At 73.1% G+C, this 25,564-nt stretch carries 25 protein-coding genes; 13 read left to right on the forward strand and 12 right to left on the reverse strand.

The window, feature by feature from the left end; translation table 11 throughout:
• Nucleotides 1–39: 39 nt before the first annotated feature.
• Genes SAM23877_RS28300 through SAM23877_RS28310 form a run of 3 tightly spaced genes read right to left on the reverse strand, consistent with a single transcriptional unit; the run spans nucleotide 40 to nucleotide 2,564 of the window.
• The gene (locus SAM23877_RS28300; protein ID WP_053139214.1) at nucleotides 40–684 is read right to left on the reverse strand and encodes a hypothetical protein; all 645 of its coding nucleotides are present in this window, start codon (nucleotides 682–684) and stop codon (nucleotides 40–42) included.
• Between the two features lie 37 nt (nucleotides 685–721).
• Nucleotides 722–1,321, reverse strand: coding sequence for a histidine phosphatase family protein (locus SAM23877_RS28305; protein ID WP_053139216.1), 600 nt, complete (start codon nucleotides 1,319–1,321; stop codon nucleotides 722–724).
• 34 nt (nucleotides 1,322–1,355) lie between these two features.
• Nucleotides 1,356–2,564, reverse strand: coding sequence for a pyridoxal phosphate-dependent aminotransferase (locus SAM23877_RS28310; protein ID WP_053139218.1), 1,209 nt, complete (start codon nucleotides 2,562–2,564; stop codon nucleotides 1,356–1,358).
• 87 nt (nucleotides 2,565–2,651) lie between these two features.
• Here SAM23877_RS28310 and SAM23877_RS28315 point away from each other — a divergent pair, with 87 nt between their 5' ends.
• Nucleotides 2,652–3,293 (forward strand): winged helix-turn-helix transcriptional regulator, encoded by a 642-nt coding sequence (locus SAM23877_RS28315; protein WP_053139221.1) that lies wholly within the window; start codon nucleotides 2,652–2,654, stop codon nucleotides 3,291–3,293.
• A 43-nt stretch (nucleotides 3,294–3,336) separates the two neighbouring features.
• Here SAM23877_RS28315 and SAM23877_RS28320 read toward each other — a convergent pair whose 3' ends face one another.
• The 3 genes from SAM23877_RS28320 to SAM23877_RS28330 form a co-directional block, all read right to left on the reverse strand.
• Nucleotides 3,337–4,140, reverse strand: a complete 804-nt coding sequence (locus tag SAM23877_RS28320; protein ID WP_053139223.1) for a hypothetical protein — start codon at nucleotides 4,138–4,140, stop codon at nucleotides 3,337–3,339.
• Entirely contained in the window at nucleotides 4,140–5,414 is a 1,275-nt protein-coding gene (locus SAM23877_RS28325) for a VWA domain-containing protein (RefSeq protein ID WP_053139225.1), read from the reverse strand. The genes SAM23877_RS28320 and SAM23877_RS28325 overlap by 1 nt, the downstream gene beginning before the upstream one ends.
• 62 nt (nucleotides 5,415–5,476) lie before the next feature.
• Nucleotides 5,477–6,976, reverse strand: a complete 1,500-nt coding sequence (locus SAM23877_RS28330) for an IucA/IucC family protein (RefSeq protein ID WP_053139226.1) — start codon at nucleotides 6,974–6,976, stop codon at nucleotides 5,477–5,479.
• A 95-nt stretch (nucleotides 6,977–7,071) separates the two neighbouring features.
• Between SAM23877_RS28330 and SAM23877_RS28335 the strand changes: the two genes are divergently transcribed.
• Together SAM23877_RS28335 and SAM23877_RS28340 are read left to right on the forward strand one after the other, a co-directional pair.
• Nucleotides 7,072–8,607, forward strand: coding sequence for an IucA/IucC family protein (locus tag SAM23877_RS28335; RefSeq protein WP_053139228.1), 1,536 nt, complete (start codon nucleotides 7,072–7,074; stop codon nucleotides 8,605–8,607).
• Between the two features lie 130 nt (nucleotides 8,608–8,737).
• The gene (locus SAM23877_RS28340; protein ID WP_053142956.1) at nucleotides 8,738–9,652 is read left to right on the forward strand and encodes a HipA family kinase; all 915 of its coding nucleotides are present in this window, start codon (nucleotides 8,738–8,740) and stop codon (nucleotides 9,650–9,652) included.
• A gap of 68 nt (nucleotides 9,653–9,720) precedes the next feature.
• On the opposite strand, the gene aceB is transcribed toward SAM23877_RS28340, so the two are convergent.
• A complete protein-coding gene (aceB, locus tag SAM23877_RS28345; RefSeq protein ID WP_053139230.1) occupies nucleotides 9,721–11,343 on the reverse strand; it encodes a malate synthase A in 1,623 nt (540 codons plus the stop codon).
• A 218-nt stretch (nucleotides 11,344–11,561) separates the two neighbouring features.
• The gene (locus tag SAM23877_RS28350; protein WP_053139232.1) at nucleotides 11,562–12,161 is read right to left on the reverse strand and encodes a nucleotidyltransferase family protein; all 600 of its coding nucleotides are present in this window, start codon (nucleotides 12,159–12,161) and stop codon (nucleotides 11,562–11,564) included.
• Nucleotides 12,162–12,362: 201 nt separating this feature from the next.
• On the opposite strand from SAM23877_RS28350, the gene SAM23877_RS28355 reads away from it, so the two are divergent.
• Nucleotides 12,363–12,677: a DUF5955 family protein gene (locus SAM23877_RS28355; protein ID WP_053139233.1), complete on the forward strand. Its 315-nt coding sequence runs from the start codon at nucleotides 12,363–12,365 to the stop codon at nucleotides 12,675–12,677.
• Between the two features lie 187 nt (nucleotides 12,678–12,864).
• Here the strand turns inward: SAM23877_RS28355 and allR are convergent, their stop codons facing one another.
• Nucleotides 12,865–13,668, reverse strand: coding sequence for an allantoin degradation transcriptional regulator AllR (allR, locus tag SAM23877_RS28360; RefSeq protein WP_053139235.1), 804 nt, complete (start codon nucleotides 13,666–13,668; stop codon nucleotides 12,865–12,867).
• A gap of 243 nt (nucleotides 13,669–13,911) precedes the next feature.
• Between allR and allB the strand changes: the two genes are divergently transcribed.
• Nucleotides 13,912–15,249 (forward strand): allantoinase AllB, encoded by a 1,338-nt coding sequence (gene allB / locus SAM23877_RS28365; RefSeq protein WP_053139237.1) that lies wholly within the window; start codon nucleotides 13,912–13,914, stop codon nucleotides 15,247–15,249.
• Between the two features lie 62 nt (nucleotides 15,250–15,311).
• Entirely contained in the window at nucleotides 15,312–16,442 is a 1,131-nt protein-coding gene (gene alc, locus SAM23877_RS28370; protein WP_053139239.1) for an allantoicase, read from the forward strand.
• Between the two features lie 72 nt (nucleotides 16,443–16,514).
• Here alc and SAM23877_RS28375 read toward each other — a convergent pair whose 3' ends face one another.
• Nucleotides 16,515–17,279 (reverse strand): SDR family oxidoreductase, encoded by a 765-nt coding sequence (locus SAM23877_RS28375; RefSeq protein ID WP_053139241.1) that lies wholly within the window; start codon nucleotides 17,277–17,279, stop codon nucleotides 16,515–16,517.
• Nucleotides 17,280–17,440: 161 nt separating this feature from the next.
• Here SAM23877_RS28375 and SAM23877_RS28380 point away from each other — a divergent pair, with 161 nt between their 5' ends.
• Nucleotides 17,441–17,836: a ribonuclease gene (locus SAM23877_RS28380; protein WP_053139243.1), complete on the forward strand. Its 396-nt coding sequence runs from the start codon at nucleotides 17,441–17,443 to the stop codon at nucleotides 17,834–17,836.
• Between the two features lie 33 nt (nucleotides 17,837–17,869).
• On the opposite strand, the gene SAM23877_RS28385 is transcribed toward SAM23877_RS28380, so the two are convergent.
• Nucleotides 17,870–18,067 carry a hypothetical protein gene (locus SAM23877_RS28385; protein WP_053139246.1) on the reverse strand — a complete coding sequence of 66 codons (198 nt, stop codon included), beginning with the start codon at nucleotides 18,065–18,067 and terminating at the stop codon, nucleotides 17,870–17,872.
• Nucleotides 18,068–18,246: 179 nt separating this feature from the next.
• Between SAM23877_RS28385 and SAM23877_RS28390 the strand changes: the two genes are divergently transcribed.
• A complete protein-coding gene (locus SAM23877_RS28390) occupies nucleotides 18,247–19,497 on the forward strand; it encodes a sensor histidine kinase (protein WP_053139248.1) in 1,251 nt (416 codons plus the stop codon).
• 68 nt (nucleotides 19,498–19,565) lie between these two features.
• A complete protein-coding gene (locus SAM23877_RS28395; RefSeq protein WP_053139249.1) occupies nucleotides 19,566–20,246 on the forward strand; it encodes a response regulator transcription factor in 681 nt (226 codons plus the stop codon).
• A 369-nt stretch (nucleotides 20,247–20,615) separates the two neighbouring features.
• Here the strand turns inward: SAM23877_RS28395 and SAM23877_RS28400 are convergent, their stop codons facing one another.
• On the reverse strand, nucleotides 20,616–21,638 hold the full coding sequence (locus SAM23877_RS28400; protein ID WP_053139251.1) for a Gfo/Idh/MocA family protein: 1,023 nt from the start codon (nucleotides 21,636–21,638) through the stop codon (nucleotides 20,616–20,618).
• 129 nt (nucleotides 21,639–21,767) lie between these two features.
• Between SAM23877_RS28400 and SAM23877_RS28405 the strand changes: the two genes are divergently transcribed.
• From SAM23877_RS28405 to SAM23877_RS28420, 4 genes are all read left to right on the forward strand, one after another.
• Nucleotides 21,768–22,505, forward strand: coding sequence for a myo-inositol degradation transcriptional regulator (locus tag SAM23877_RS28405; RefSeq protein ID WP_079030814.1), 738 nt, complete (start codon nucleotides 21,768–21,770; stop codon nucleotides 22,503–22,505).
• A gap of 219 nt (nucleotides 22,506–22,724) precedes the next feature.
• Nucleotides 22,725–23,729, forward strand: a complete 1,005-nt coding sequence (locus tag SAM23877_RS28410; protein ID WP_053139254.1) for a sugar ABC transporter substrate-binding protein — start codon at nucleotides 22,725–22,727, stop codon at nucleotides 23,727–23,729.
• Complete coding sequence (locus tag SAM23877_RS28415; RefSeq protein WP_053139256.1) at nucleotides 23,726–24,766, forward strand: ABC transporter permease; 1,041 nt, start codon at nucleotides 23,726–23,728, stop codon at nucleotides 24,764–24,766. Before SAM23877_RS28410 ends, SAM23877_RS28415 begins: the two co-directional genes overlap by 4 nt.
• On the forward strand, nucleotides 24,763–25,554 hold the full coding sequence (locus SAM23877_RS28420; RefSeq protein ID WP_053139259.1) for an ATP-binding cassette domain-containing protein: 792 nt from the start codon (nucleotides 24,763–24,765) through the stop codon (nucleotides 25,552–25,554). The genes SAM23877_RS28415 and SAM23877_RS28420 overlap by 4 nt, the downstream gene beginning before the upstream one ends.
• The last annotated feature ends 10 nt before the right edge of the window (nucleotides 25,555–25,564 follow it).

Raw genomic sequence — 25,564 nt, forward strand, 5'->3', positions numbered from 1 at the left:
TCGATCCTGACACGTCCGTCGATCCTGACACGGGGAGCCTCACACCTTCCGCGGTGAGGCCAGCAGGTAGCGCTCCCGCGTCCGCGGCTCGGTGTGCTCCCCGACCTGCCAGCCCGCCTCCTCCAGCGCCGTCGCACAGCCCCGCAGCGCCGACGGGTCGGGCTCGTGCACGGCGACGGCCTCGGGCTGCGGTGTCGCCCGCACCCGGTACCCGCCGCCACCGCCCGGCCCCGCCGGACGCAGGCCCGCCGCCTCCAGGGCGAGCGCGGCCGCCTGGACCAGATGCGCACGCTCCCACGCGCAGGGCCGGTCCCTGCTCCCGTCGGAGTGCGTCATCCGGCGCAGCTCCAACAGCCCCTGCCAGGCGCCGCGCACCTCGCGCAGCCGGGCCGGACCGGCATCGCCCGCCGCGGTCTCCTCGCCACCCACCCGCGCGGCGAACACCCCGCCCGCGGCCGGTGCGGCCGGCTCAGGGGCCGGGGCCTCGCCGGGGCCGGCCGGCGCCTCCCGTATCCGGTGCCCGGCGGGGGTGAGGAAGTGGTCGTGCGGCGGGCGCGGGTGCCGGAAGGCCAGCCCTCGCTTCACCAGGGCCGCGAGCTGCGCCCGCGTCCCCCGCAGGCGCCCGGTCACGGGGTCGGCGGCGTCGATGACCCGCCGCTGCGCGGCGGTGGGCGACAGGGCCACGGCGTCCTCCTTCCGTCACCGGTGACGCCTTCGAAGACTACGACGGAGGTCTGACATTCCAGGCGGCGACCACCGGCCGCCCGTGCTCCGTGCCCAGTCGGCACAGCGTGCCCGTGCCGAGCTGGAACAGCGCGCCGTGGGACGGCTCGAGCCCCAGGTGCCGCGCGGTCAGTACGCGCAGGAAGTGCCCGTGCGCCACCAGCACCACGCACCCCTCGGTGTCGGCGAACGCGGCCTCCACCCGGGCCAGCACCCGGTCGGCCCGCTCGCCCACCTGTTCGGGCGTCTCCCCGGGACGGTCCGCGGGCCCCGGCGCGACACCGTCCGTGAACAGGAACCAGTCCGGCCGGCTGCGGTGGATCTCGACCGTCGTGATCCCCTCGTACCCGCCGTAGTCCCACTCGTGCAGGTCCGGATCGACCCGCACCCCGTGCAGCCCGATCAGCTCGGCCGTCTCCCGGGCCCGCTGGAAGGGGCTGACGAACGCGGCCCCGATCCGGTGGGAGCGGATCAACGGCACCAGGCTCCGCGCCTGCTCCCGCCCCTGTTCGGTCAGTGGAACGTCCGTCAGCCCGGTGTGCCGCCCGGAACGCGACCACTCGGTCTCACCGTGCCGGACGAGAAAGAGATCACCCATGCGTCCCAGGCTATGCGCCCCCGCCGGGCGTCGCTCACTGCCGGTACCCGCCCAGGAAGCGGCCGATCCGGCCGATGGCGGCCTCCAGGTCGTCCGCGTGGGGCAGGGTGAGGATGCGGAAGTGGTCGGTGCCCGGCCAGTTGAAGCCGGTGCCCTGGACCACCTGGATCTTCTCGCGCAGCAGCAGGTCCAGGACGAACCGCTCGTCGTCGTGGATCGGGTGCACCTTGGGATCGATGCGCGGGAAGGCGTACAGCGCCCCCTTGGGCTTCACGCAGGAGACGCCCGGGATCTCGTTCAGCTTCTCCCAGGCGACGTCGCGCTGCTCGCGCAGCCTGCCGCCCGGCGCGGTCAGCTCGCGGATGGACTGCCGGCCGCCGAGCGCGGCCTGGATGGCGTACTGCGCGGGCGCGTTGGCGCACAGGCGCATGGAGGCCAGCATGGTCAGGCCCTCGAGGTAGTCGCGTGCGTGCTGCCGCGGCCCGGTGACCACCAGCCAGCCGGAACGGAAGCCCGCCACCCGGTAGGTCTTCGACAGGCCGCAGAAGGTCAGGACGACCAGGTCGGGGGCGAGGGCGGCGGCCGAGTGGTGGACGGCGTCGTCGTACAGGATCTGGTCGTAGATCTCGTCGGCGAACACCATCAGGCCGTGCCGGCGGGCGAGGTCGAGGATGCCCTCGACGATCTCCTTGGGGTAGACGGCCCCGGTGGGGTTGTTCGGGTTGATGAGGACGACCGCCTTCGTGCGGTCGGTGATCTTGGACTCCATGTCCGCGAGGTCCGGGTACCACTCCGCCTGTTCGTCGCACAGGTAGTGCACGGCCTTGCCGCCCGCGAGGGTGGTCACCGCCGTCCAGAGGGGGAAGTCGGGGGCGGGGATCAGTACCTCGTCGCCGTCCTCCAGCAGGGCCTGGACGGCCATGGAGACGAGCTCGGAGACGCCGTTGCCGAGGAAGACGTCGTCGACGCCGACCTCCAGGCCGAGGGCCTGGTAGCGCTGGGCGACGGCCCGGCGGGCGGAGAGGACGCCCCGCGAGTCGGTGTAGCCGTGCGCCTGCGGGAGCATGCGGATCATGTCCTGGACGATCTCCTCCGGCGCCTCGAAACCGAAGAGCGCGGGGTTGCCGGTGTTCAGGCGCAGCACGCTGTGCCCCGCCTCCTCCAGCGCGTTGGCCTGCTCGATGACCGGGCCGCGGATCTCGTAACAGACCTCGCTGAGCTTGTTCGACTGCCGGAACTCCATGCGGCGCTTCCCCTCCGGTGACTGGTGTTGCTTGGTTTTACCAAGTAGGAGCTTGGAAAGTCCAACAACTTGTCTACACTGCGTCGCATGCCACCTCGCCGAAGCTACGACCAGTACTGTTCCGCCGCCCGCGCGCTCGACGCCGTCGGCGACCGCTGGACCCTGCTGATCGTCCGGGAGCTCCTCGCCGGTCCGCGGCGCTACACCGACCTGCACGCCGACCTGCCCGGCGTCAGCACGGACGTACTCGCCTCGCGGCTCAGGGAGATGGAGCAGGGCGGGCTGGCGACCCGGCGGCGGCTGCCCCCGCCGGGAGCGGCGTACGTCTACGAACTGACCCCGCGCGGAAGCGGATTGCTGCCGGTGCTGGAGGCGCTCGGCGCGTGGGGCGCCGGCGAGCTGGGCGAGCGGCGCCCCACGGACGCCGTGCGGGCGCACTGGTTCGCGCTGCCGCTGCGGCGCGCCCTGCGGGAGGCGGGGGCCGGCGAGGAGGTCGTCGAGGTCGGGCTCGACGAGGGGGAGTTCCACCTGTACGCGGGGACGGACGGACAGGGGCCGGTGTACGGCGACGGGCCCGCACCCCAAGGGGCCGGTGCCCGGATCGTGTTGGACGCCCTGACCTGCGCGGCCCTCGGCCGCGGTGAGCTGAGCCTGCGGGACGCGGTGCGGGACGGCCGGGTCGAGGTGACCGGCGAGGGCACGACGGCCAAGGCGCTCCGCGAGGGCTGACACGGCGGAAGGCCCGCCCCGGGGGCGGGCCTTCCGAAGGCGTTCAGGCGGCCGGCGGCACCCGGGACGGCCGGCCCGAGCCGCGGGTCAGCGCGTATCCGCCGACGCCCGCGAGCGCGGCCAGTACGCCCCCGATCCCGGTCCACACCCACCGGTCGGACCACCAGCCGGAGGACCAGCCGTCCTCGGGCTCGATCGCGGACAGTACGGCGCCGCGGCCGGCGTCCTCCTCGTCGGCGCCCGGCCCCACGGCGGCGCCCGGCACCAGCGGCTCGGCCAGCGAACCGTCCACCGCCGACGCCCCGCCCATGTCCTTGGAGTCCACCTCGACCTCGGCACCCACCCGGACGCCGAGGTCGGACGTCGGCAGGTCCACGACCGTCAGCCGGACGTAGTACGTCCCGGGCAGCGGGTCGTTCGCCCACGGCTCCGACCAGGCGCGCACGGTGCGCAGCACGCAGGCGAGCTCCACCGAACCGGCGCCCGCCGCCGCCGTACGGGTCTGCGCGCCGTACTGGCAGGCCTGGCGGCGGCGCAGGCCGTCGTAGACGTCGACCCGCCAGGTCTCGGCGGCGTGCGTCTCGGGCAGGCTCACCGTGGCCCGCACGGTGGGGCGCTGTCCGGCGTCGGCCGGGAACGACCAGTACAGGTAGTCGCCCGCGGCGCCGTTCGCCGTGGCCGGCCGTCCCTGCTCGATCTCGGTCGCCGTCCGGAAGGAGGTGCCCGCCGTCGTCGGCGCGCCGCCGTCCTCCGCCGGGCTCGCGGTGGGCGACGCATCGGCCGCCGCGGGGCCGGCGGTGATGCCCAGCAGCAGCACCGCCACCGTCAACGTCTCTCTGAAACGCATCAGTTGGTCCTCCAGACCGCGAACCGCCAGCGCGACAGCCAGCCCCACAGCAGGCCGGCGAGGAAGCCGGCGAGCACCAGCACGCCGAGCAGCCACCAGCCGCGTCCGAGGCCGAAGGAGGCCACGTCGTCGGCGTCGCCCGGTCCTTCCACGACGTCGACGGTCAGCTCCAGCGGCAGCCCGGGCGTGCTCTTCACGTCCTCGGCGGCGGAGAAGGAGTGGGTGACCTGGAGACACACGGTCTCCGCGGCCGGCTTGTCCGCGTCCGCGTCGTCGCGGTCGGCCTTCGGATAGCGCAGCCCCGCGGAGATCACGTCCGTACGGCCCTCGCCCGCGGCCTCACCGCGGACGATCTCCCGGCCGTGCACCGTGACCGCCCGCAGCAGCACGCCGTAGGACGGGTTCACGGCACGGTCGGCGCCCACGCTCACCGAGGCGCGCAACTCCTGCCCGGGCAGCACGTCCACCCGGTACCAGCGCTGCTGCCCGAACTCCTCGCGGTCGGTGTACAGACCCGACTCCAGCGTCGGCGCCTTCGTGCAGACGTCGGCGCCCTCGGTGGCGACCGGCGTCACCACCGGGTCGGCCGCGCGGTCCACCAACTGGTTCACGCGATCGGTGAGTTCGTCGGTGTGCTCGATGGAGGTGTACGTCCCGCCGGTCGCCTCGGCGATGCAGCTGAGCTGCTGCCGCATCGTGGCGTTGGGGACCAGGCCCAGCGTGTCGATGGTCAGCCCGATGCCCTTGGCGGCGATCTCGCGGGCCACCTCGCACGGGTCGAGCGGGGCGCAGGTGTCCTCGCCGTCGCTGATCAGCACGATGCGCTTGGAACCGTCACCGCCGTCGAGGTCGTCGGCCGCCGCCAGCAGCGCGGGACCGATCGGCGTCCAGCCGGTGGGCGCCAGCGTGGCCACCGCCGTCTTGGCCTCGGTACGGTCCAGCGGTCCGACCGGGTAGAGCCGCGCGGTGTCCTTGCAGCCGGTCCTGCGGTCGTCGCCCCGATAGTCGGCGCCCAGGGTCCGGATGCCCAACCGGACCTCCTCGGGCGTCGCGTCGAGCACCTCGTTGAACGCCTGCTTCGCCGCGGCCATCCGCGTGCCGCCGTCGATGTCCCGCGTCCGCATCGAACCGCTGACGTCGAGCACCAGGTCGACCTTCGGCGCGTCCTCGCCGGCGGGTTCACCGGCGGCCGCCCCGGCCGGGAGGGCGATCCCGGCCGCCAGCGCGGCGACCAGGGCACAGGCACCCGCCGCCAGCCGTGTTCTTGTGATCATCGGCGGATCTTATTGATCAATGGTCTCGGGCTCCAAAACGAGACCGCGCGTACGTCCCGGCTTCACTTCCAGTGCAGCGGATTGGGCAGCCGCGCCCACTGGTCCCCGCTGCCGCCGGGCGAAGTGCGCATCAGCGTCAGCGCCTTGACCGGCAGCGGTGCCTCGCACAGGGCCACGACGTCCGGCGTACGGGGCAGTTCGCGCACGGCCGCCCCCAGGGCGTCCCGCAACGCCGCACCCGAGCCCGCGACCGACGCCAGCGCGCCCCCCACCAGCGACCCGAACAACTTGCGGCGCAGGGCGTCCGGGTCGTCCGTGAGCATGCGGGAGGGCAGTTCGGGTGTCCGGACGCCGTGGCGGGCCAGGCGGGCCGGCGAGACCCGGATGTCGGCCAGGTCGCGGTAGACCAGGCGCAGCGGTTCGCCCGTCGCGGACAGCACCGCGAGGAGGTTCTGGCCGTGCGCCTCCAGAGCCACACCCAGCTCCAGCGCGCGCAGGCCCACGACGAGCGCGAGACGGGCCAGGGCGGCCGTCCACCGCGGCGAGCGGGGCAGTCCGGTGGTCGCCAGCGCCGCCACCGGGACGACGTGCTCACCCGCGGCCGCGTGGTCCCGCGGCGACTCGCGCAGTACGGCGGCCAGGTCGGGGGAGTGGGCGGTGGCCGCGCCCAGTGTGCGGGTCACGTGGAGCAGGCCGTCCATGCGCGCCGCCAGCTCCTCACCGAACGACGACAGGGTCGCCGACGCGGCGACGGAGGCGACCGAGATGTCCCGCACCGAGGACGTCAGCCGGGCGCTCAGCGCGGTCTTGACGTGCGGTCCGCCGGGCACGGCGAGCGTACGCAGGGACATGAGCGGATGCGCGGCGAGCCGTCCCTCGCACGGGCGCCGCAGCACGTGCGCGGCCTGCCACGGGTGCACCGGCAGCAAGAGCCGCGAGCCGTCCCGCAGCTCCCGCGGCCACGCCCCCGTCACCAGGCATCCCGTCGCCGGTACCGGCACCAGGCCGAGCCCCACCACGGGCCCGTGCTCGGGCCCGTACGCCAGCTGCTCGGCCACCGAGAAGCCGGGCCGGGAACGGCAGTTGGGGTGGTAGGGATGCCCGTCCACCACCCGCTGCTCCCAGGCCCAGTCGCTCCGGGGCCACTCGTCCGGGTGATCCTCCCGGCCCGCGTACGACAGCGCCAGCGACGCGGCACTGTGCCCGAGTTCGGCGGCGAACCCCGCGGCGTGCGGTACGCCGAGCTCGGTCATCAGCCGCGCCGGATCGTCGTACGCGACCCCGTCCAGCCGCACGACGCGTACGTACGGGCCCGTGCGGTACGGATCCGCCGCCGGGCCGGTCAGCCGTCGGCCGTCCCGAAGGCGCAGGACGAGTTCCTCCCCGGCCGGCTCCCGGTCCGCGATCCACGGCATCGGCTCGTGGGCGAACGCACGCCAGAGCCGGGAGAGCACCGCCGCGCGGGCGCCGGGCAGCTCGGCCGCGAACCGGGCCACGAGATCGGGGCGGACGGACGCCAGCTCGTCGGCGACCTCGGCCTCGGCGACGGGGGGACGGTGCACGGGCGGACTCCTCGGGTAGGGACGGGACGGCACGGCTCGGGAACGACGACAGACATACTGATCGTCTCCGCCCTCTGACAGACCGTAGGGAACGAGTGGAACGCGTGGATTTCCTGCCCCCGCCCGCCGGCGCCGACGCCGCACTCCGGGACGACGTCGCCGAACGCGCCGACGCCTACGCCGCGGTACCGCTGCTGAACTGTCTGCTGCGCGAAGTGGCCGAACCGCTTCCGGACACCGGCGCCCGGCCGGTGTACCGGCTCCCCGGCGGCAGACTGCTGCGGGTGCGCGCGGGCCGGCGGCCCGCCGAGCCGGAGGTGTACGCGGCGGGCGGATGGCATCGCGCCGGCCACACCGAACTGGTGAAACTCGTCGCGGAGGAACTGCGCCGGCACACCGGGCTGCCCAACCACGAACTGCCCACCGAGATGACCGACAGCCGCGACGCGGTGGCGGCGCTGCTGACGGCCCGTGCGCGGGCGACCCCGCCGGACGACCCGTACGTCCGCTCCGAGCAGTCCCTGCTCACCGGTCACACCCACCACCCCGCCCCCAAGGCGCGCGGCGGCGGCCCGCACGCCGACTGGCTCCCGTACGCGCCCGAGACGCACGCCCGCTTCCCGCTGGCGCTGCTGGCCGTGCGCGAGGACACGGTCGTCGACGAGGGCGACACCACCGCCCTGGACGCCCTCGGCGAAGCCCCGCCCGGCTACCGGATGCTGCCCGCCCACCCCTGGCAGCTCCGGCTGGCCTCGGCCGCCCTGGCCCCGGCCTTCGCCGACGGGCGGATCGTCCGGCTCGGCACCACCGGCTTCCCCGTCTGGCCGACGGCCGCGGTCCGCACGGTGTACGCCCCCGAGTACCTTCCGGGGCGCGACCTGTTCCTCAAGTTCAGCCTCGACGTCCGCATCACCAACGACATCCGGCGCCTGTGGCGTCACGACCTGCTGAGGCTGCGCCGCACCGACACGGCGGTCAGCGAGGCCTTCGACGTCATCGGCCCCCCGGCGGCCTGGCTCGCCGACCGCGGGCACCGCACCACGGACTTCGCCTTCGAGGAACTGGCCGTCGTCGTGCGCGACGGACTGCGCGGCCGCGTCCTGCCCGGCGCGACCCCGCTGCTCGCCGCCGCGCTGGTCGAAGGCTTCCCGGGCAACCCGCTGGAGCGCACCGCGGACCCGGCGGCCTGGTGGGAGGCGTACCTGGCCGCCGTCGTCCCGCCCGTGCTGACCGCCTTCGCCGACGACGGGGTGGTCCTGGAGGCACACCTGCAGAACACACTGGTCGCGGTGGACGCGGCCGGGACACCGGCGCAGGCCCTGTTCCGGGACGCCGAGGGCGTGAAGCTGCTGCCGGAGACCTCCCGGGCGGCCGGCTGGGAACGGCTGGTCTACTGCCTGGTCGTCAACCACCTCTGCGAGATCGCCGGTGCCCTGGCCGAGCACCACCCGGGCCTCGACCCCTGGCCCGCCGCGCGCCGCGCCCTGGCCCGGCACGACCTGCCCGAGATCCCCGCCCTCCTCGCCTCGCCCACCCTCCCCGGCAAGACCAACCTCCTGCTCCGCTGGACGGGCGCGGACGGCGCCGACGCCCGCTACCGGCCGCTGCCCAATCCACTGCGGGAGCCGTGAGGGTCCGCGCCCCCGGCCGCGCCTCGGGGACCGCTCGTCGGTCTGTCACGCTTGGTCACTATGCTCAGGTGATGCCGGAGACCAGGGGCAGGAAGTGCGCAGATCCGGACGGGCCGACGTGGGAGACGGGATGCTGAGGAGTGTCAGCGCGACACGCTATGTCACGCCCCTGCACTCGGGCGGCTCCGTCCCCGGTGTCGTCGAGGCGGACGACCTGGGGACCTACGTCGTCAAGTTCACCGGTTCCGCACAGGGCCGCAAGGCGCTGGTGGCCGAGGTGATCGTCGGGGAGCTGGCCCGTGAGCTGGGGCTTCGGGTGCCCGAGCTGGTCCTCGCCCACTTCGACCCCGGGATCGCCGCCGACGAGCCGCACCAGGAGGTGCGGGACCTGCTGGACGCGAGCGCGGGGCTCAACCTCGGCATGGACTACCTGTCGGGCGGCGCCGACCTGACGCCGGAGCTGGCGCAGGACTTCTCCGTCGGCTCCGGGGAAGCCGGCCGCGTCGTCTGGCTGGACGCCCTCACCGTGAACGTCGACCGGACCGTGCACAGCTCCAACCTCATGGTCTGGCCCACCCTCGGCGTCGCGCCCGCGCGCCTGTGGCTCATCGACCACGGCGCGGCCCTGGTCTTCCACCACCGCTGGGACGCCTCCGCGCCGGAGAAGGCCTACGACTTCCGCCACCACGCCCTGGGCCGGTACGCGCCGGACGTCCGGTCGGCCGACGCCGAGCTGGCGCCGAAGGTGACGGAGGAACTGCTGCGCGAGGTGGTGGCGCGGGTGCCGGACGACTGGCTGACCTGCGAGGCCGGCTTCGACACCCCGGGGGAGGTCAGGGACGCCTACGTGGGCTACCTGTCCGCGCGGGTGCGCGCCTCGCGCGACTGGCTGCCCACCGACTTCCCGTCCCGCGAGGAGCTCGCCGCCGAGAACGCCGCCCGCGCGGCCCGTACGCGGCGCGGGCGCCCCGACTGGCTCAAGCGCGTCCCCGACCTGCACGGCAAGCCCTCCGCCGCGCCGGACTGGTCCCGGCACCTGTCCTGAACACAGGCCCGCGCCCCCGGTGCCGTGCGGTACCGGGGGCGCGGGCCTGTCCGTGAGCGGCGCCGGCGTCAGCCCTTCAGCTGCTCGTAGGCGGGCAGCGTCAGGAAGTCGGCGTAGTCCTCGTCGAGCGACACCGTGAGCAGCAGGTCGTGGGCCTGCTGCCAGTTGCCGGCCGCGAAGGCCTCGTCGCCGATCTCGGCGCGGACGTTCGCCAGCTCCTCGGCGGCGACCTTGCGGGCCAGCTCGGCGGTGACCTGCTCGCCGTTGTCGAGGACGACCTCCGCGTTGATCCACTGCCAGATCTGCGAGCGCGAGATCTCGGCGGTGGCCGCGTCCTCCATCAGATTGAAGATGGCGACCGCGCCGAGGCCGCGCAGCCACGCCTCGATGTAACGGATGCCGACCTGGACGGCGTTGACCAGACCCGCGTAGGTCGGCTTGGCGTCCAGCGAGTCGATCGCGATCAGGTCGGCCGCCCGCACGTCGACGTCCTCGCGCAGCCGGTCCTTCTGGTGGGGCTTGTCGCCGAGGACCTTGTCGAAGGACTCCATGGCGATCGGGACCAGGTCGGGGTGGGCGACCCAGGAGCCGTCGAACCCGTCGTTCGCCTCGCGGTCCTTGTCGGCGCGGACCTTCTCGAAGGCGACCTTGTTGACCTCGGCGTCGCGCCGCGAGGGGATGAACGCGGCCATGCCGCCGATCGCGTGCGCCCCGCGCTTGTGGCAGGTGCGGACGAGGAGCTCGGTGTACGCGCGCATGAACGGCGCGGTCATCGTCACGGCGTTGCGGTCCGGCAGCACGAACCTGGCGCCGCCGTCCCGGAAGTTCTTCACGATGGAGAACAGGTAGTCCCAGCGGCCGGCGTTCAGTCCGGCGGCGTGGTCGCGCAGTTCGTAGAGGATCTCCTCCATCTCGTACGCGGCCGTGATCGTCTCGATCAGGACGGTGGCGCGGACGGTGCCCTGCGGGATGCCGACGTAGTCCTGCGCGAAGACGAAGACCTCGTTCCAGAGACGGGCCTCCAGGTGCGACTCCGTCTTCGGGAGGTAGAAGTACGGGCCCTTGCCGAGGTCCAGCAGGCGCTGGGCGTTGTGGAAGAAGTACAGGCCGAAGTCGACCAGCGCGCCCGGGACCGCGCGGCCGTCGACCTGGAGGTGACGCTCGTCGAGGTGCCAGCCGCGCGGGCGCATGACGACCGTCGCCAGCTCCTCGTCCGGGCGCAGGGCGTACGACTTGCCGGTGCGCTCGTCGGTGAAGTCGATGGTGCGGGTGTAGGCGGCGGTCAGGTTGAGCTGGCCGAGGACCACGTTCTCCCAGGTCGGAGCGGAGGCGTCCTCGAAGTCGGCGAGCCAGACCCGCGCACCCGAGTTGAGCGCGTTGATGGTCATCTTGCGGTCGGTCGGGCCGGTGATCTCGACCCGGCGGTCCTGCAGCGCGGCCGGGGCCGGGGCCACCTTCCAGGAGTCGTCCGCGCGGACGGCGGCGGTCTCCGGGAGGAAGTCGAGCGTGGAGGTGCGGGCGATCTCGGCGCGGCGCTCCGCACGGCGGGTGAGGAGCTCGTCACGCCGGGGCGTGAACCTCCGGTGCAGCTCGGCCACGAAGGCGAGCGCCGCATCGGTGAGGACCTCCTCCTGCCGGGGCAGAGGCTCGGCGTCGACGATGGCCAGCGTGGACGGCGCTGGTGCGGACATGAGCTGTCACTTCCTTCAGCGGTGGCACCGGGTGCCAGAGGGCGCGTACGGGGCATTGCGCACTCGCAGTGGGGGTCCCCCCGGTCGAGCGCAGCCGAGAGTGGGGAGGACGAGTGCTTCTGGTCAGTGGATAGTAGTTTCCTCATCGTGGAACTTCAAGGAGTGTTGATGTCGAGATTCTCTGAGTCGAGGGAAGGTGGCGCCCAGTGCCACGCCACTCACTCGAGGTGGTGCAGGTCGGCCGCGGTGTCGATGTCGTAGGGCAGCGCCACGTCCCCGCACTCCACGAGCGCGATCTCCGCCTCGTGTTCCCTCAGATAGGCGCGTGCCCCCCGGTCCCCGGTCGCAGTCGCCGAGACGCCCGCCCAGTGGGCGGCGCCGAGCAGGACGGGATGCCCGCGCACGCCCGCGTACGCCGCCGAGGCGAGCGACGTCTCGTCCCGGTACCCGGCGCGCACCCGTGCCATCGCCCGCGCGCCGATGCCGGGCTGGTCCACCAGCGACACCAGCGCGGCCCGCGCTCCGGTGCCGGCCAGTGAGCCGAGCCCGGCGCACAGCGACGAGCCCATGCCCTCTTCCCAGGCGGGGTTGTCCACCAGTACGCATCCGTCGAGCGCCGCCCGCGCCCGCACCTCCTCGGCGCGCGCCCCCAGGACGACGTGCACGCGGGTGCAGCCTGCCGCGCGCAACGCGGCGATCGCATGTTCGACGAGCGGGTGTCCGTGGTGTTCGAGCAGGGCCTTGGGCCGTCCGCCGAGCCGCCGCCCGCCGCCGGCGGCCAGCAGCACCCCGGCCACCTGGTCTTCGTTGTCCGTCATGCGTCCTGCATACCCGACCGCCCGTCGAACGCCCCGGCGCGCGGCGGGCTTATCAGAGGACTGAATTTCGGTCCGCCCGGTGGCGCGTCCGGCGCCAGGTGGCGTTTACTGGCCCGCGTCCCCGGCGCCCGACCAGCGACCTGGGGCGCTCGGCACGTTCACCAGGCAGGGGCGCACGACGGCGTGCGAGGGGGAGGGGCTGTGTTGCGGAGCTTGGGGCAGGGGCAGGTGACGGTCGGCGACGAGGACGTCAGGGTGACGGCGCTGCGGACCGCGGTGTCCCGGTTGCGCCGTCAACTCGCGTTGCTGCGCGCGGACTTCCCGGACCGGGCCGTGGCCGAGGACGAACTGGCGGACCTGGCCGCGATGACGGCGCACGGGGTCCCCGAGGTGTCCCGGCTGCACCGCTCCCTGCTGCTGATAGTCGGGGCGATCGGCTCCGTCAGCGCCTTGTCGCGAGGCCTGACGGAGGTCCGTCAGGCCGTCGAGCTCTTCGGCGACCCCCCGCGTCGGTGAGCCACGGGCCGACGCGTTCGCCGGCCACCCCGCGCGGCGGTGCCCCGCGGGCCGGCGTGCCCGCCTGTCGGGCGTCGGCTCGGGGCGGCCCGGAGCGGGCGTGAGCGGTGCGTCTCGCCGCGCCGGTGGCGGCAGCCGTCGTGCGGGGCGGTGACGACCGGAAGCCCTCCGTGCGAGCGGTGGCCGCTCAGGCGGCCGGGGTGCCGTTCGAGGCCAGCAGGGCCTCCGACAGTTCGGCCGCGACCTGCTGGAGCAGCGGCACCATCCGGTCGGTGGCGGCCTCCGTGACCCGGCCGGCCGGGCCGGAGATGGAGATGGCGGCCGCGGTGGGGGAGTTCGGCACCGAGACGGCCAGGCAGCGGACGCCGATCTCCTGCTCGTTGTCGTCGATCGCGTAGCCCTGGCGCCGCACGTCCGCCAGCGCCGCGATGAAACCGTCCGGTGTGGTGATGGTCTTCTCGGTCGCGGCCGGCATGCCGGTCCGGCCCAGCAGCGCCCGCACCTCGTCCGCCGGGAAGTCCGCGAGCAGCGCCTTGCCCACTCCGGTGGAGTGCGGCAGCACGCGCCGGCCGACCTCCGTGAACATGCGCATCGAGTGCTTGGACGGCACCTGGGCGACGTACACGATCTCGTCCCCGTCCAGCAGTGCCATGTTCGCCGTCTCACCGGTCTCCTCGACCAGCCGGGCCAGGTGCGGGCGGGCCCAGGTGCCGAGCAGCCGGGAGGCGGACTCGCCGAGCCGGATCAGACGGGGGCCCAGCGCGTACCGGCGGTTGGGCTGCTGGCGTACGTACCCGCAGGCCACGAGCGTGCGCATCAGGCGGTGGATGGTGGGCAGCGGCAGTCCGCTGCTCGCGGAGAGCTCGCTCAGGCCGACCTCGCCGCCCGCGTCCGCCATCCGTTCGAGCAGGTCGAAGGCGCGCTCCAGGGACTGGACGCCGCCTGTGGCGGACCTGGCGGAGTCGGTGGTGCTGGCGCTGGACGTCGGCACGGCACGTTCCTTTCGGGGCTGGCGGGAGGAAAGAAGCGTACCCGGCGGCCGGTTGACTACCGGCTTGTACGTAGCTACGTTCTGCTTGCTGGAATTCTAATTCCGCTTTGTGGAAACGTCCAGGGCTCGGTCGTGGTCACGCCTACACAAAGGGTGCCTCTTGACGGGGCGGAACCGGGAATGAAGACTCCTTCAACAGAACGTTGAAATCGTCGGCGGAGATCGGCGGAGAGAGGGGTTCGGGTGTCCGAGGCTGAACTGGTGCTGCGCTCGACGCGCGTCGTCACTCCCGAGGGGACACGCGCCGCGTCCATCGCGGTGACCGGGGAGAAGATCACGGCCGTCCTGCCGTACGACGCCCCCGTCCCGGCGGGCGCCCGGCTGGAGGACGTCGGCGACCACGTCGTCCTGCCCGGCCTGGTCGACACCCACGTGCACGTGAACGACCCCGGCCGCACCGAGTGGGAGGGCTTCTGGACCGCCACCCGCGCCGCGGCGGCCGGTGGCATCACCACCCTCGTCGACATGCCGCTCAACTCCATCCCGCCGACCACCACGGTGGAGAACCTGCGCACCAAGCGCGAGGTCGCCGCCGACAAGGCGCACATCGACGTCGGCTTCTGGGGCGGCGCCCTGCCCGACAACGTCAAGGACCTGCGCCCGCTGCACGAGTCCGGCGTCTTCGGCTTCAAGGCCTTCCTGTCCCCGTCGGGCGTGGACGAGTTCCCGCACCTGGACCAGGAGCAACTGGCCCGGTCCCTGGCGGAGATCGCCGCTTTCGACGGCCTGCTGATCGTGCACGCCGAGGACCCGCACCACCTGGCCGCGGCCCCGCAGCAGGGCGGCCCCAAGTACTCCCACTTCCTCGCCAGCCGCCCGCGCGACGCCGAGGACACCGCGATCGCCGGCCTCCTCGCCCAGGCGAAACGGCTCGGCGCGCGCGTGCACGTGCTCCACCTGTCCTCCAGCGACGCCCTGCCGCTGATCGCCGAGGCCCGCGCCGAGGGCGTGCGGGTGACGGTCGAGACCTGCCCGCACTACCTCACCCTCACCGCCGAGGAAGTGCCCGACGGCGCCAGCGAGTTCAAGTGCTGCCCGCCGATCCGCGAGGCCGCCAACCAGGACCTGCTGTGGCAGGCGCTGGTGGACGGCACCATCGACTGCGTGGTCACCGACCACTCGCCGTCCACGGCCGACCTCAAGACCGACGACTTCGCCACCGCCTGGGGCGGCATCGCCGGCCTCCAGCTCAGCCTGCCGGCCATGTGGACCAAGGCCCGTGAGCGCGGCCTCGGTCTGGAGGACATCGTGCGCTGGATGTCCGCGAACACCGCAAGCCAGGTGGGGCTCGACGGGCGCAAGGGCGCCATAGCCGCCGGCCACGACGCCGACTTCGCCGTCCTCGCCCCCGACGAGACCTTCACCGTCGACCCGGCCGCCCTCCAGCACCGCAACCGCGTCACCGCGTACGCGGGCAAGACCCTGTACGGCGTCGTGAAGTCCACCTGGCTGCGCGGACGGCGCGTCGTGGCGGACGGCGCGTTCACCGAGCCGAAGGGACAGCTCCTCGACCGGGCCTGACGCGTCCGGACCCCTTGAACCACACACACCACGAACGACCCCGAAAGGAACACCTGATCACCGTGACGGCCCAGCAGAACCCCTCGTTGGCCAGCTTCACCGGAGACGCGAACCCCTACGGAGGCGGCGACCCGTACGCGGACTACCGCACCGCCGACCTCCCCTTCACCCAGTACGCCAACCTTGCCGACCGGCAGCTCGGCGCGGGTGTCGTCGCCGCCAACGACGAGTTCTTCGCCCAGCGCGAGAACCTGCTGGTGCCGGAGCCCGCCGAGTTCGACCCCGAGCACTTCGGGCACAAGGGCAAGGTCATGGACGGCTGGGAGACCCGTCGGCGCCGCGGCGCGTCGGCCGAGCACCCCTGGCCCACCGAGGACGACCACGACTGGGCGCTCATCCGCCTCGGCGCCCCCGGCGTGATCCGCGGCATCGTCGTCGACACGGCCCACTTCCGCGGCAACTACCCGCAGGCCGTCTCCGTCGAGGGCACCTCGGTCGCGGGCTCCCCGTCGCCCGAGGAACTGCTCGCGGACGACGTCAAGTGGACGACCCTGGTCCCGCGCACGGCGGTCGGCGGCCACGCGGCCAACGGCTTCGCCGTCCTGGCCGAGCAGCGCTTCACCCACCTGCGCCTCAAGCAGCACCCGGACGGTGGTATCGCCCGCCTGCGGGTGTACGGCGAGGTCGTCCCCGACCCCGCGTGGCTCACGGCCCTCGGCACCTTCGACGTGGTGGCGCTGGAGAACGGCGGCCAGGTCGAGGACGCCTCCAACCTCTTCTACTCGCCGGCCACCAACACCATCCAGCCGGGCCGCTCCCGCAAGATGGACGACGGCTGGGAGACCCGCCGCCGACGGGACCAGGGCAACGACTGGATCCGCTACCGGCTGGTGGACCGCTCGCAGATCCGCGCGGTCGAGATCGACACGGCCTACCTGAAGGGCAACTCGGCCGGCTGGGCGTCGGTGTCCGTGAAGGACGGTGAGGACGGCGAGTGGCGCGAGATCCTGCCGCGCACCCGGATGCAGCCCGACACCAACCACCGCTTCGTGCTGCCGGAGACGGCCGTCGGCACCCACGCGCGCGTGGACATCTTCCCCGACGGCGGCATCTCCCGCCTGCGCCTGTTCGGTTCCCTGACCGAGGACGGCGCGGCCCACCTCGCCGCCCGCCACCAGGAGCTCGGCGGCTGACCCACCCCGACCCGTGGGGCGCGCCCGGCCTGGACAGCACCGGCGCGCCCCACGCGCATCCCCCCGTCGGTGTCAGGCCGCGTGGCCGCCGTCCACCGAGAACTCCGCCCCGGTGACGTACCCGGCCGTCGCCAGGTGGGCGACGGTCGACGCCACCTCCTCGGCCGTGCCGAAGCGGCCCAGCGCGGTCAGCGCCGCCTGCCCCTCGGCGTACGGTCCGCCGGCCGGGTTCATGTCGGTGTCGATCGGCCCGGGGTGGACGATGTTCGCGGTGATGCCCCGCCCGCCCAGCTCCCGGGCCAGGGCCTTGGTCAGCCCGATGAGCGCCGACTTGCTCATCGCGTACAGCGTCCCGCCGGGACCCGGCACGCGCTGCGCCATGCAGCTGCCGACGGTGATGATCCGCCCGCCCGCGGTCATCCGGGCGGCCGCGGCCTGAGCGGTGAGGAAGACGCCCCGGACGTTGACGGCCAGCACCCGGTCCAGGTCGCCCACCGAGAAGCCCTCGACGGGGCCGAGCAGCCCGACACCCGCGTTGTTGACCAGCACGTCGAGCCCGCCCAGGGCGTCCGCGGCCCGCTCCACCGCCCCCGCGGCCTCGTCCGCGTCACCGGCGTCCGCCCGCAGGGCCACCGCCCGGCGCCCCAGCGCCTCCACGGCCCGTACGACGTCCTCGGCCGCCTCCTTGCCGTTCACATAGGTGAGGGCCACGTCCGCGCCCTCCCGGGCCAGCCGCAGCACGGTCGCCGCGCCGATGCCGCGGCTGCCGCCCGTCACGAGGGCCGTCCGGCCGGTCAGCGGCGGGAGCGTGGGATGAGTGAGTGTGTTCGTGTTCATGCCTCCATCCCAGCGGACCGGGACGGCTCGTACCGGCGGTGAACGGACGTCGTCCTCGCGCGGACGACGCGCCGAACTCGCCGAAAGTACATACGACTTACCGGCAACCTCCACGGTCTTGTCATTGACATGCCACTGTCTACGCGCGTCATCATGACGTCATGCGATTCCCCCCACGCGCCGCCCGGCTCGGCGCGGCAGCCGCAGTCCTGTCCGCCCTCCTCGTGGGCGGCACCGTCTCGGCGACCACCGCGGGAGCCGCCCCCGCCGCGGTCGGCGACATCTGCCTCAGCGACCTGCCCTCGCAGGCGCACGACACCCTCGACCTGATCGAACAGGGCGGCCCCTACCCCTTCGAACAGGACGGGACCGTCTTCCAGAACCGGGAGGGCATCCTGCCCGACCGGTCCACCGGCTACTACCACGAGTACACGGTGATCACCCCCGGCTCCGACACCCGGGGCGCCCGCCGGATCGTCACCGGTGAGCAGACCCGGGAGGACTACTACACGGCCGACCACTACGCCTCGTTCGACCTCGTCGACCACGGCTGCTGAGAACCGCGGCCCGGGCCCGGCCCGGACCCGGGGTCACCCGCGCCGGCTCTCGGCGGCGGCGAACAGCGCGCCGCCGAGAGCCAGCAGCACCACGCTCGCGTAGACCTCGTAGCCGTCGAGGACGCCGATCCGCTGCACCACGCCCCAGTTCCAGTCGGTGAACTCGTGCACCAGACCGGCCACGCCTTGGATCACGGCCATCAGGCCCAGGAACTCCAGCAACTCCTTCATGCCGACGACCCTCGCCCCGCGGTCCCCCCACACGCATCGGCCGCGGGGCGAGCCCTGCCCGACGGAAGGCTCCGGTGCGCGCGGGCCCGGGCATCGAAAGTCGACGGCTTCGCGACTTCGGTCGCTCATCCCGCTCTCCCGGCCGCCGTGGCCGCCACCGCTGCGTAGATTCGTCGACCGTGAACAGTGACAAGCAGGCCACGACACCCCCCGCGTTCGCCAAGCGGCGCTGGGTGCTGCCGGCGGCGCTGGTCGAGGACATGTATCCGCAGTCGCGGCGGGCCGACGGACGACCGCGACGCACCGGGCGCGACTGGATCGTCGACTTCACCTGCTTCCTGCTCGCGGTCGGCGTCGGTCTGCTGGCCGCCGACACGCTCGACCAGGAGCCGAACCTGCCGCGGAGCATGGAGCTGGCCGACCAGGTGGTCGGAGCGCTGGCCTGTGCCGCGGTCTGGCTGCGGCGCCGGTGGCCGGTCGGGCTGGCCGTGGCGATGGTGCCCGTCTCCATGGTCTCGGCCACCTCGGGCGGCGCCGCGCTCCTTTCCCTCTTCACGCTCGCCGTGCACCGTCCCTTCCGCTACACCGCCTGGATCGGTGGCGCGAGCCTCGCCCTGATGCCCCTGTACTTCTGGATGCGGCCGGAACCCGACCTGCCGTTCCTGGCGTCGCTCGTCATCGCCTCCCTGCTCGCCGTCGCGATCGTCGGCTGGGGACTGCTCGTCCGCTCCAAGCGCCAGCTCCTGCTCAGCCTGCGCGACCGTGCCCGGCGCGCCGAGAACGAGGCGCGGCTGCGCGCGGAGCAGGCGCAACGACTGGCCCGGGAGGCCATCGCACGCGAGATGCACGACGTCCTGGCACACCGGCTGACGCTGCTCAGCGTGCACGCGGGCGCGCTGGAGTTCCGGCCCGACGCCTCCCGGGAGGAGGTGGCGCGGGCGGCCGGTGTCATCCGCGAGAGCTCGCACGAGGCCCTCCAGGACCTGCGGGAGATCATCGGTGTCCTGCGCGCCGGGGAGTCCGACGACGCGGGCCGCCCCCAGCCGACCCTCGCCGCCCTCGACGCCCTGGTCGCCGAGTGCCGGGAAGCCGGCATGAAGATCACCCTGGCCGGTCGGGTCACCGACCCCGCCGGTGTACCCGCCTCCGTCGGCCGCACCGCCTACCGCGTCGCCCAGGAGGCGCTGACCAACGCGCGCAAGCACGCCCCCGGCACCGAGGTCAGCGTCTCCGTCGCCGGGGCCCCGGGCGAGGGCCTCTCCCTGTCCGTGCGCAACGCCCCGCCCGTCGGCGAGGTGCCCCCCGTGCCCGGTTCCGGGCAGGGCCTCATCGGGCTGACCGAGCGCGCCACGCTCGCCGGCGGCACCCTGGAGCACGGCCCCACGTCCGAGGGCGGTTTCGAGGTACGGACACGGCTGCCGTGGGGCTGAGACCGTCCCGGGCGGCGGTCGTCGAAGGAACGGAGTCGGCCGGCGGCAACCGTGATTACGTATGGCCCATGACTGCGATCAGACTGCTCCTCGTCGACGACGACCCGCTCGTGCGGGCCGGGCTGTCCTTCATGCTGGGCGGCGCCGACGACGTCGAGATCGTCGGTGAGGCCGCCGACGGCGACCAGGTCGAGGCGCTCGTCGACCGCACCCGGCCGGACGTCGTCCTCATGGACATCCGGATGCCGGTGGTGGACGGCCTGACGGCGACCGAGCGGCTGCGCTCCCGCCCCGACGCCCCGCAGATCGTCGTGCTCACCACCTTCCACGCCGACGAGCAGGTGCTCCGGGCCCTGCGCGCCGGTGCCGCCGGCTTCGTCCTCAAGGACACCCCGCCGGCGGAGATCCTCGACGCGGTGCGCAGGGTCGCGGCCGGCGACCCCGTCCTGTCGCCCGCCGTGACCCGGCGGCTGATGGCGCACGCGGCCGGCGGCACCGCCGACACCAGGCGCACCCGCGCGCGTGCGCGCGTCACCGCCCTCAACGACCGCGAGCGCGAGGTGGCCGTCGCGGTCGGCCGCGGCATGGCCAACGCCGCCATCGCCGCGGAGCTCTTCATGAGCGTCGCCACCGTCAAGACCCACGTCTCCCGCATCCTCGCCAAGCTCGACCTGGACAACCGGGTGCAGATCGCGCTGCTGGCCCACGACGCGGGACTCCTGGACGAGTACGGCGAGGAAGCGCGCTGACGCCGGATACCGACGCGCCGTCGGCGGCGGACCACGAGCCCACGGCCCGCCCGCCTCACCACCGGCGCCCACGCCCCGCCGGAACACGTCCCGCCGCGCACCGCCGACGTGGCCGGTGCCCGGCCGACGGATGGCCGGAGCGCCCCCCAAAGGCCGGCGGGTGGCCGGCGGGTCCGCCCCACTGGGCCGGCGGGTGGCCGGCGGGCTGCCCACTGGGTCGGCGGGCCTGCACCGGGCCGGCGGGCCTGCACCGGGCCGGCGGGCCTGCACCGGGCCGGCGGGCCTGCACTGGGACGATGGGCCTGCACTGGGACGGTGGTGGTCGGAGGGCCCCGCCCGCTCGGCCGGCGGGTGGTCGAAGGCCCGCCCTCACCCCGTCGCGGACGCCCCGGCGCCGGGGACCTCCGCCGGCCGTACGGGTCTGCGCTCCCGCCGGGAGATCTCGCAGGCCTCGGCGATCAGCAGGGCCCGCAGCGCCTCGCGCCCGTCGCACGGATTGGCCCGCTCGCCGCGCACGACCTGAACGAAGGCGGCCAGCTCCGCCTCGTACGCGGGTCCGAACCGCTCCACGAAGCCGGTCCACGGTTTGTCCGCGGCGGGCGGCCCGGTCGGCTCCGTCGAGGCGATCGGCGTACGGTCGTCGAGGCCGACGACGATCTGGTCCAGCTCCCCGGCCAGCTCCATGCGCACGTCGTACCCCGCCCCGTTCAGCCGCGTCGCGGTCACCGTGGCCAGCGTGCCGTCGTCCAGCGTGAGCAGCGCCGCGCCCGTGTCCACGTCGTCGGCCGCGCGGAACATCGGCGGCCCGGCGTCCGACCCGGCGGCGTACACGTCGGTGACCTCCCGCCCGGTCACCCAGCGCAGGACGTCGAAGTCGTGGATGAGCGTGTCCCGGTAGAGCCCGCCGGACTGCGGCAGGTACGCGGTGGGCGGCGGCGCCTGGTCGCTCGTCACCGCCCGGACGGTGTGCAGGCGGCCCAGCCGTCCGGACCGCACCGCCTCGCGGGCCCCCGTGTAACCGGCGTCGAAGCGCCGCTGGAAGCCCATCTGGAGAACCGTCCCGGCGGCCTCCACCTCGGCGATCGCCTGGAGCGTGCCGGGCACGTCCAGCGCGATGGGCTTCTCGCAGAACACCGGCAGCCCCGAGCGCGCTGCCCGACCGATCAGTTCGGCGTGGGCCGCGGTGGCCGTGGTGATCACCACGGCGTCCACGCCCCACCGGAAGATCTCGTCCACCCCGGGGGCGGCCGTCTCGCCGAGCCGGTGGGCCAGGTCCTGGGCGCGCCCGAGGTCGGCGTCCGTGAGGATCAGGGACCCGACGTCGCGATGGCGGCTGAGCGTGTTGGCGTGAACGGTGCCGATGCGGCCCGTACCGATGACCCCGATGCGCATGGAATCAAAGTGGGCGCACAGCGCACGCCCTGTCAATGCGTATGTCCGGACAATCGAACTACACAACTTCCCGTCAACAGCGCACGGAGCTACGCTCGGGCCGTGCCGAAACCAGAAGTGGACCCGACCGTGTCGCTGGACCTCAGCGTGGATCGCAGCAGCCCCGTGCCGCTGTACTTCCAGCTGTCGCAGCAGCTGGAGGCCGCGATCGAGCACGGTGCGCTGACCCCCGGCAGCCTGCTGGGCAACGAGATCGAGCTCGCCGCGCGGCTCGGCCTGTCCCGGCCCACCGTCCGCCAGGCCATCCAGTCGCTCGTCGACAAGGGCCTGCTCGTGCGCCGCCGGGGCGTCGGCACCCAGGTCGTGCACAGCAAGGTCAAGCGCCCGCTCGAACTCAGCAGTCTCTACGACGACCTGGAGGCCGCGGGACAGCGTCCGGCCACGAAGGTGCTGGTCAACACCGTCGTCCCCGCGACCGCGGAGGTCGCCGCCGCGCTCGGTGTGGTCCAGGAGAGCGACGTGCACCGGGTGGAGCGGCTCCGGCTGGCGCACGGGGAGCCGATGGCGTACCTGTGCAACCACCTGCCGCCCGGTCTCGTCGATCTGGACACCGGACAGCTGGAGGCCACCGGCCTGTACCGGTTGATGCGCGCCGCCGGGATCACCCTGCACAGCGCCCGCCAGTCCATCGGCGCCCGGGCCGCCACCGCCGACGAGGCCGAACGGCTCGGCGAGGACGTGGGCGCCCCCCTGCTCACCATGGAACGCACGACGTTCGACGACACGGGGCGCGCGGTCGAGTTCGGCACGCACACCTACCGTCCGTCCCGCTACTCCTTCGAGTTCCAGCTGCTCGTGCGGCCCTGACCGGCGCCGTCCGGTGGCGGTCCCCGCCGTGCGGGTTCGTCTCAATGTCCGGACAATGTGACCGTCATCGCACTCCCCGGAGGCGAGTGCTCCGCTTGCGTGTCGGACAATGGGGCGTTTGGGATCTCCGGATCCCGGCCGGGGCGTCGGCGGACGCCCGGCACGCACAGCAACGGCACAGCACGGCACAGCACGGCACAGCAAGAAGGGCACGGCCTCGTGGCACGGTTTCGGACATGGGTGGGCATCGCGCTGGCAGGGGCACTGTCGGTGTCCCTGGCCGGGTGCAGCAGCACGGGCGGCAAGCGCGCCGAGGACGCCCGCAAGGCCGCCTCCGCCCAGGGGAAGGCCGCGGTGAACACTCCCCGCTGGACCTTCGCGATGATCACTCACTCGGGTGATGGCGACACCTTCTGGGACATCGTCCAGAGCGGTGCCGAGCAGGCCGCCGTCAAGGACAACATCAACTTCCTGTACTCCCACGACGACGAGGCCCAGCAGCAGGCGCAGCTCGTGAACGCCGCGATCGACAAGAAGGTCGACGGGATCATCGTCACGCTCGCCAAGCCCGACGCCATGAAGTCCGCCCTGGACCGCGCCCGGAAGGCCGGCATCCCAGTGGTCACCGTGAACTCGGGCTCGCAGGAGTCCAAGGCGTTCGGCGCCCTCACCCACATCGGCCAGGACGAGACGATCGCCGGCGAGGCCGTCGGCGAGGAGCTGAACGAGCGCGGCCGCGAGAAGGCGATCTGCGTGCTCCACGAACAGGGCAACGTCGGCCACGAGCAGCGCTGCGACGGTGTGGAGAAGACCTTCGACGGAAAGATCGAGCGGCTCTACGTCAACGGCACCAGCATGCCGGACGTGCAGTCCGCCATCGAGGCCAAGCTCCAGACCGACGCGTCCCTGGACGCGGTCGTCACCCTCGGCGCCCCCTACGCGGACACCGCGGTGAAGGCCAAGCAGGGCGCGGACAGCAAGGCGGAGATCGACACCTTCGACCTCAACGCCAAGGTGGCCGCCGGACTGGAGGACGGCAGCCTCGGCTTCGCCGTCGACCAGCAGCCCTACCTCCAGGGCTACGAGGCCGTCGACCTGCTGTGGCTGTACAGGTACAACGCCGACGTCCTCGGCGGTGGCCGGCCGGTGCTCACCGGTCCGCAGATCATCACCAAGGACGACGCCGCCGCACTGAGCGACTACACGAAGCGGGGCACCCGATGAGCGCCACGCAGACGAAGGACGCTGACGAAAGGATTCTGCAGGCCTCTCCGCTGCGGAAACTGCTGGGCCGCCCCGAGCTCGGCTCCGTCGTGGGCGCGATCGCCGTCTTCCTCTTCTTCGCCTTCTTCGCCGACAGCTTCCTGCACGCCGCCAGCCTCAGCACGGTGCTCTACGCCGCCTCCACGATCGGCATCATGGCCGTCCCGGTGGCGCTGCTGATGATCGGCGGCGAGTTCGACCTGTCGGCGGGCGTCATGGTGACCTCCTCGGCCCTGGTGTCGTCGATGTTCAGTTACCAGATGACCGCCAACGTCTGGGTCGGCGTGGCCGTGTCGCTGCTGGTCACCCTGGCGATCGGCGCCTTCAACGGCTACATGCTCACCCGCACGAAGCTGCCCAGCTTCATCATCACGCTCGGCACCTTCCTGATGCTCACGGGCCTGAACCTGGGCTTCACCAAGCTGATCGACGGCACCGTCTCCACCAAGACGATCGCCGACATGGAGGGCTTCCCCTCCGCCCGGGACGTCTTCGCCTCCACGCTCACCCTCGGCGGCGTCGGCTTCAAGGTCACCATCCTGTGGTGGCTCGCCCTGGTCGCCGTCGCCAGCTGGATCCTGCTGCGTACCCGGGCCGGCAACTGGATCTTCGCGGTGGGCGGCAACAAGGACGCGGCGCGCGCGGTCGGCGTCCCGGTCACCAGGACCAAGATCGGCCTCTACATGGGCGTGGCCCTCGGCGCCTGGATCTCGGGCCAGCACCTGCTCTTCTCCTACGACGTCGTCCAGTCCGGCGAGGGCGTCGGCAACGAGCTCATCTACATCATCGCGGCCGTCATCGGCGGCTGCCTGATCACCGGCGGCTACGGCAGCGCCGTCGGCTCGGCGGTCGGCGCGCTCATCTTCGGCATGACCAGCAAGGGCATCGTCTTCGCCGAGTGGAACCCCGACTGGTTCAAGTTCTTCCTCGGAGCGATGCTGCTCCTCGCGACCCTGCTCAACGCCTGGGTCCGCAAGCGCGCGGAGGCCACCAAGTGACGCAGCCCGAAAGCCGTACGCCGCTCGTGGAGCTGTCCGGCGTCAGCAAGCACTACGGGAACGTCCGCGCCCTGGAGGGCGTGTCCCTCCAGGTGCACGCGGGCGAGATCACCTGCGTGCTCGGCGACAACGGCGCCGGCAAGTCCACCCTCATCAAGATCATCTCGGGCCTGCACCAGCACGACGGCGGCACGCTGAGCCTGGAGGGCGAGGAGACGCGCCTGTCGTCCCCGCGCGAGGCCCTGGACCGCGGCATCGCCACCGTCTACCAGGACCTGGCCGTCGTCCCCCTCATGCCGGTCTGGCGCAACTTCTTCCTGGGCTCCGAGCCGCGCAAGGGCGTCGCCCCCTTCAAGCGCATGGACGTCGACCACATGCGGCGCACCACCCGTGCCGAGCTCCTGCGGATGGGCATCGACCTGCGCGACGTCGACCAGCCCATCGGCACCCTCTCCGGCGGTGAGCGCCAGTGCGTGGCGATCGCCCGCGCGGTGCACTTCGGCGCGAAGGTCCTGGTCCTGGACGAGCCGACGGCGGCCCTGGGCGTGAAGCAGTCCGGTGTCGTCCTGAAGTACGTCGCGGCGGCCCGCGACCAGGGCCTGGGTGTCGTCCTCATCACCCACAACCCGCACCACGCCTACCTGGTCGGGGACAGGTTCGTCCTGCTGAAGCGCGGCGCCATGGTCGGCAACCACGAGCGGCAGGACATCACCCTGGACGAGCTGACGCGGCAGATGGCGGGCGGAACGGAGCTGGACGACCTGCGCCACGAACTGGAACGCCGCTAGGGGCGCGGGG

Source organism: Streptomyces ambofaciens ATCC 23877, assembly GCF_001267885.1.
In the GTDB taxonomy this organism is placed as follows: Bacteria; Actinomycetota; Actinomycetes; order Streptomycetales; family Streptomycetaceae; genus Streptomyces; species Streptomyces ambofaciens.

Bases quoted from the DNA above. Each gene is read 5' to 3' on its own strand.
- SAM23877_RS28305 (WP_053139216.1), bottom strand. From the start codon at position 1,321: ATGGGTGATCTCTTTCTCGTCCGGCACGGTGAGACCGAGTGGTCGCGT.
- SAM23877_RS28310 (WP_053139218.1), bottom strand. From the start codon at position 2,564: ATGGAGTTCCGGCAGTCGAACAAGCTCAGCGAGGTCTGTTACGAGATC.
- SAM23877_RS28315 (WP_053139221.1), top strand. From the start codon at position 2,652: ATGCCACCTCGCCGAAGCTACGACCAGTACTGTTCCGCCGCCCGCGCG.
- SAM23877_RS28320 (WP_053139223.1), bottom strand. From the start codon at position 4,140: ATGCGTTTCAGAGAGACGTTGACGGTGGCGGTGCTGCTGCTGGGCATC.
- SAM23877_RS28325 (WP_053139225.1), bottom strand. From the start codon at position 5,414: ATGATCACAAGAACACGGCTGGCGGCGGGTGCCTGTGCCCTGGTCGCC.
- SAM23877_RS28340 (WP_053142956.1), top strand. From the start codon at position 8,738: ATGCTGAGGAGTGTCAGCGCGACACGCTATGTCACGCCCCTGCACTCG.
- aceB (WP_053139230.1), bottom strand. From the start codon at position 11,343: ATGTCCGCACCAGCGCCGTCCACGCTGGCCATCGTCGACGCCGAGCCT.
- SAM23877_RS28350 (WP_053139232.1), bottom strand. From the start codon at position 12,161: ATGACGGACAACGAAGACCAGGTGGCCGGGGTGCTGCTGGCCGCCGGC.
- SAM23877_RS28375 (WP_053139241.1), bottom strand. From the start codon at position 17,279: ATGAACACGAACACACTCACTCATCCCACGCTCCCGCCGCTGACCGGC.
- SAM23877_RS28380 (WP_053139243.1), top strand. From the start codon at position 17,441: ATGCGATTCCCCCCACGCGCCGCCCGGCTCGGCGCGGCAGCCGCAGTC.
- SAM23877_RS28385 (WP_053139246.1), bottom strand. From the start codon at position 18,067: ATGAAGGAGTTGCTGGAGTTCCTGGGCCTGATGGCCGTGATCCAAGGC.
- SAM23877_RS28395 (WP_053139249.1), top strand. From the start codon at position 19,566: ATGACTGCGATCAGACTGCTCCTCGTCGACGACGACCCGCTCGTGCGG.
- SAM23877_RS28400 (WP_053139251.1), bottom strand. From the start codon at position 21,638: ATGCGCATCGGGGTCATCGGTACGGGCCGCATCGGCACCGTTCACGCC.
- SAM23877_RS28415 (WP_053139256.1), top strand. From the start codon at position 23,726: ATGAGCGCCACGCAGACGAAGGACGCTGACGAAAGGATTCTGCAGGCC.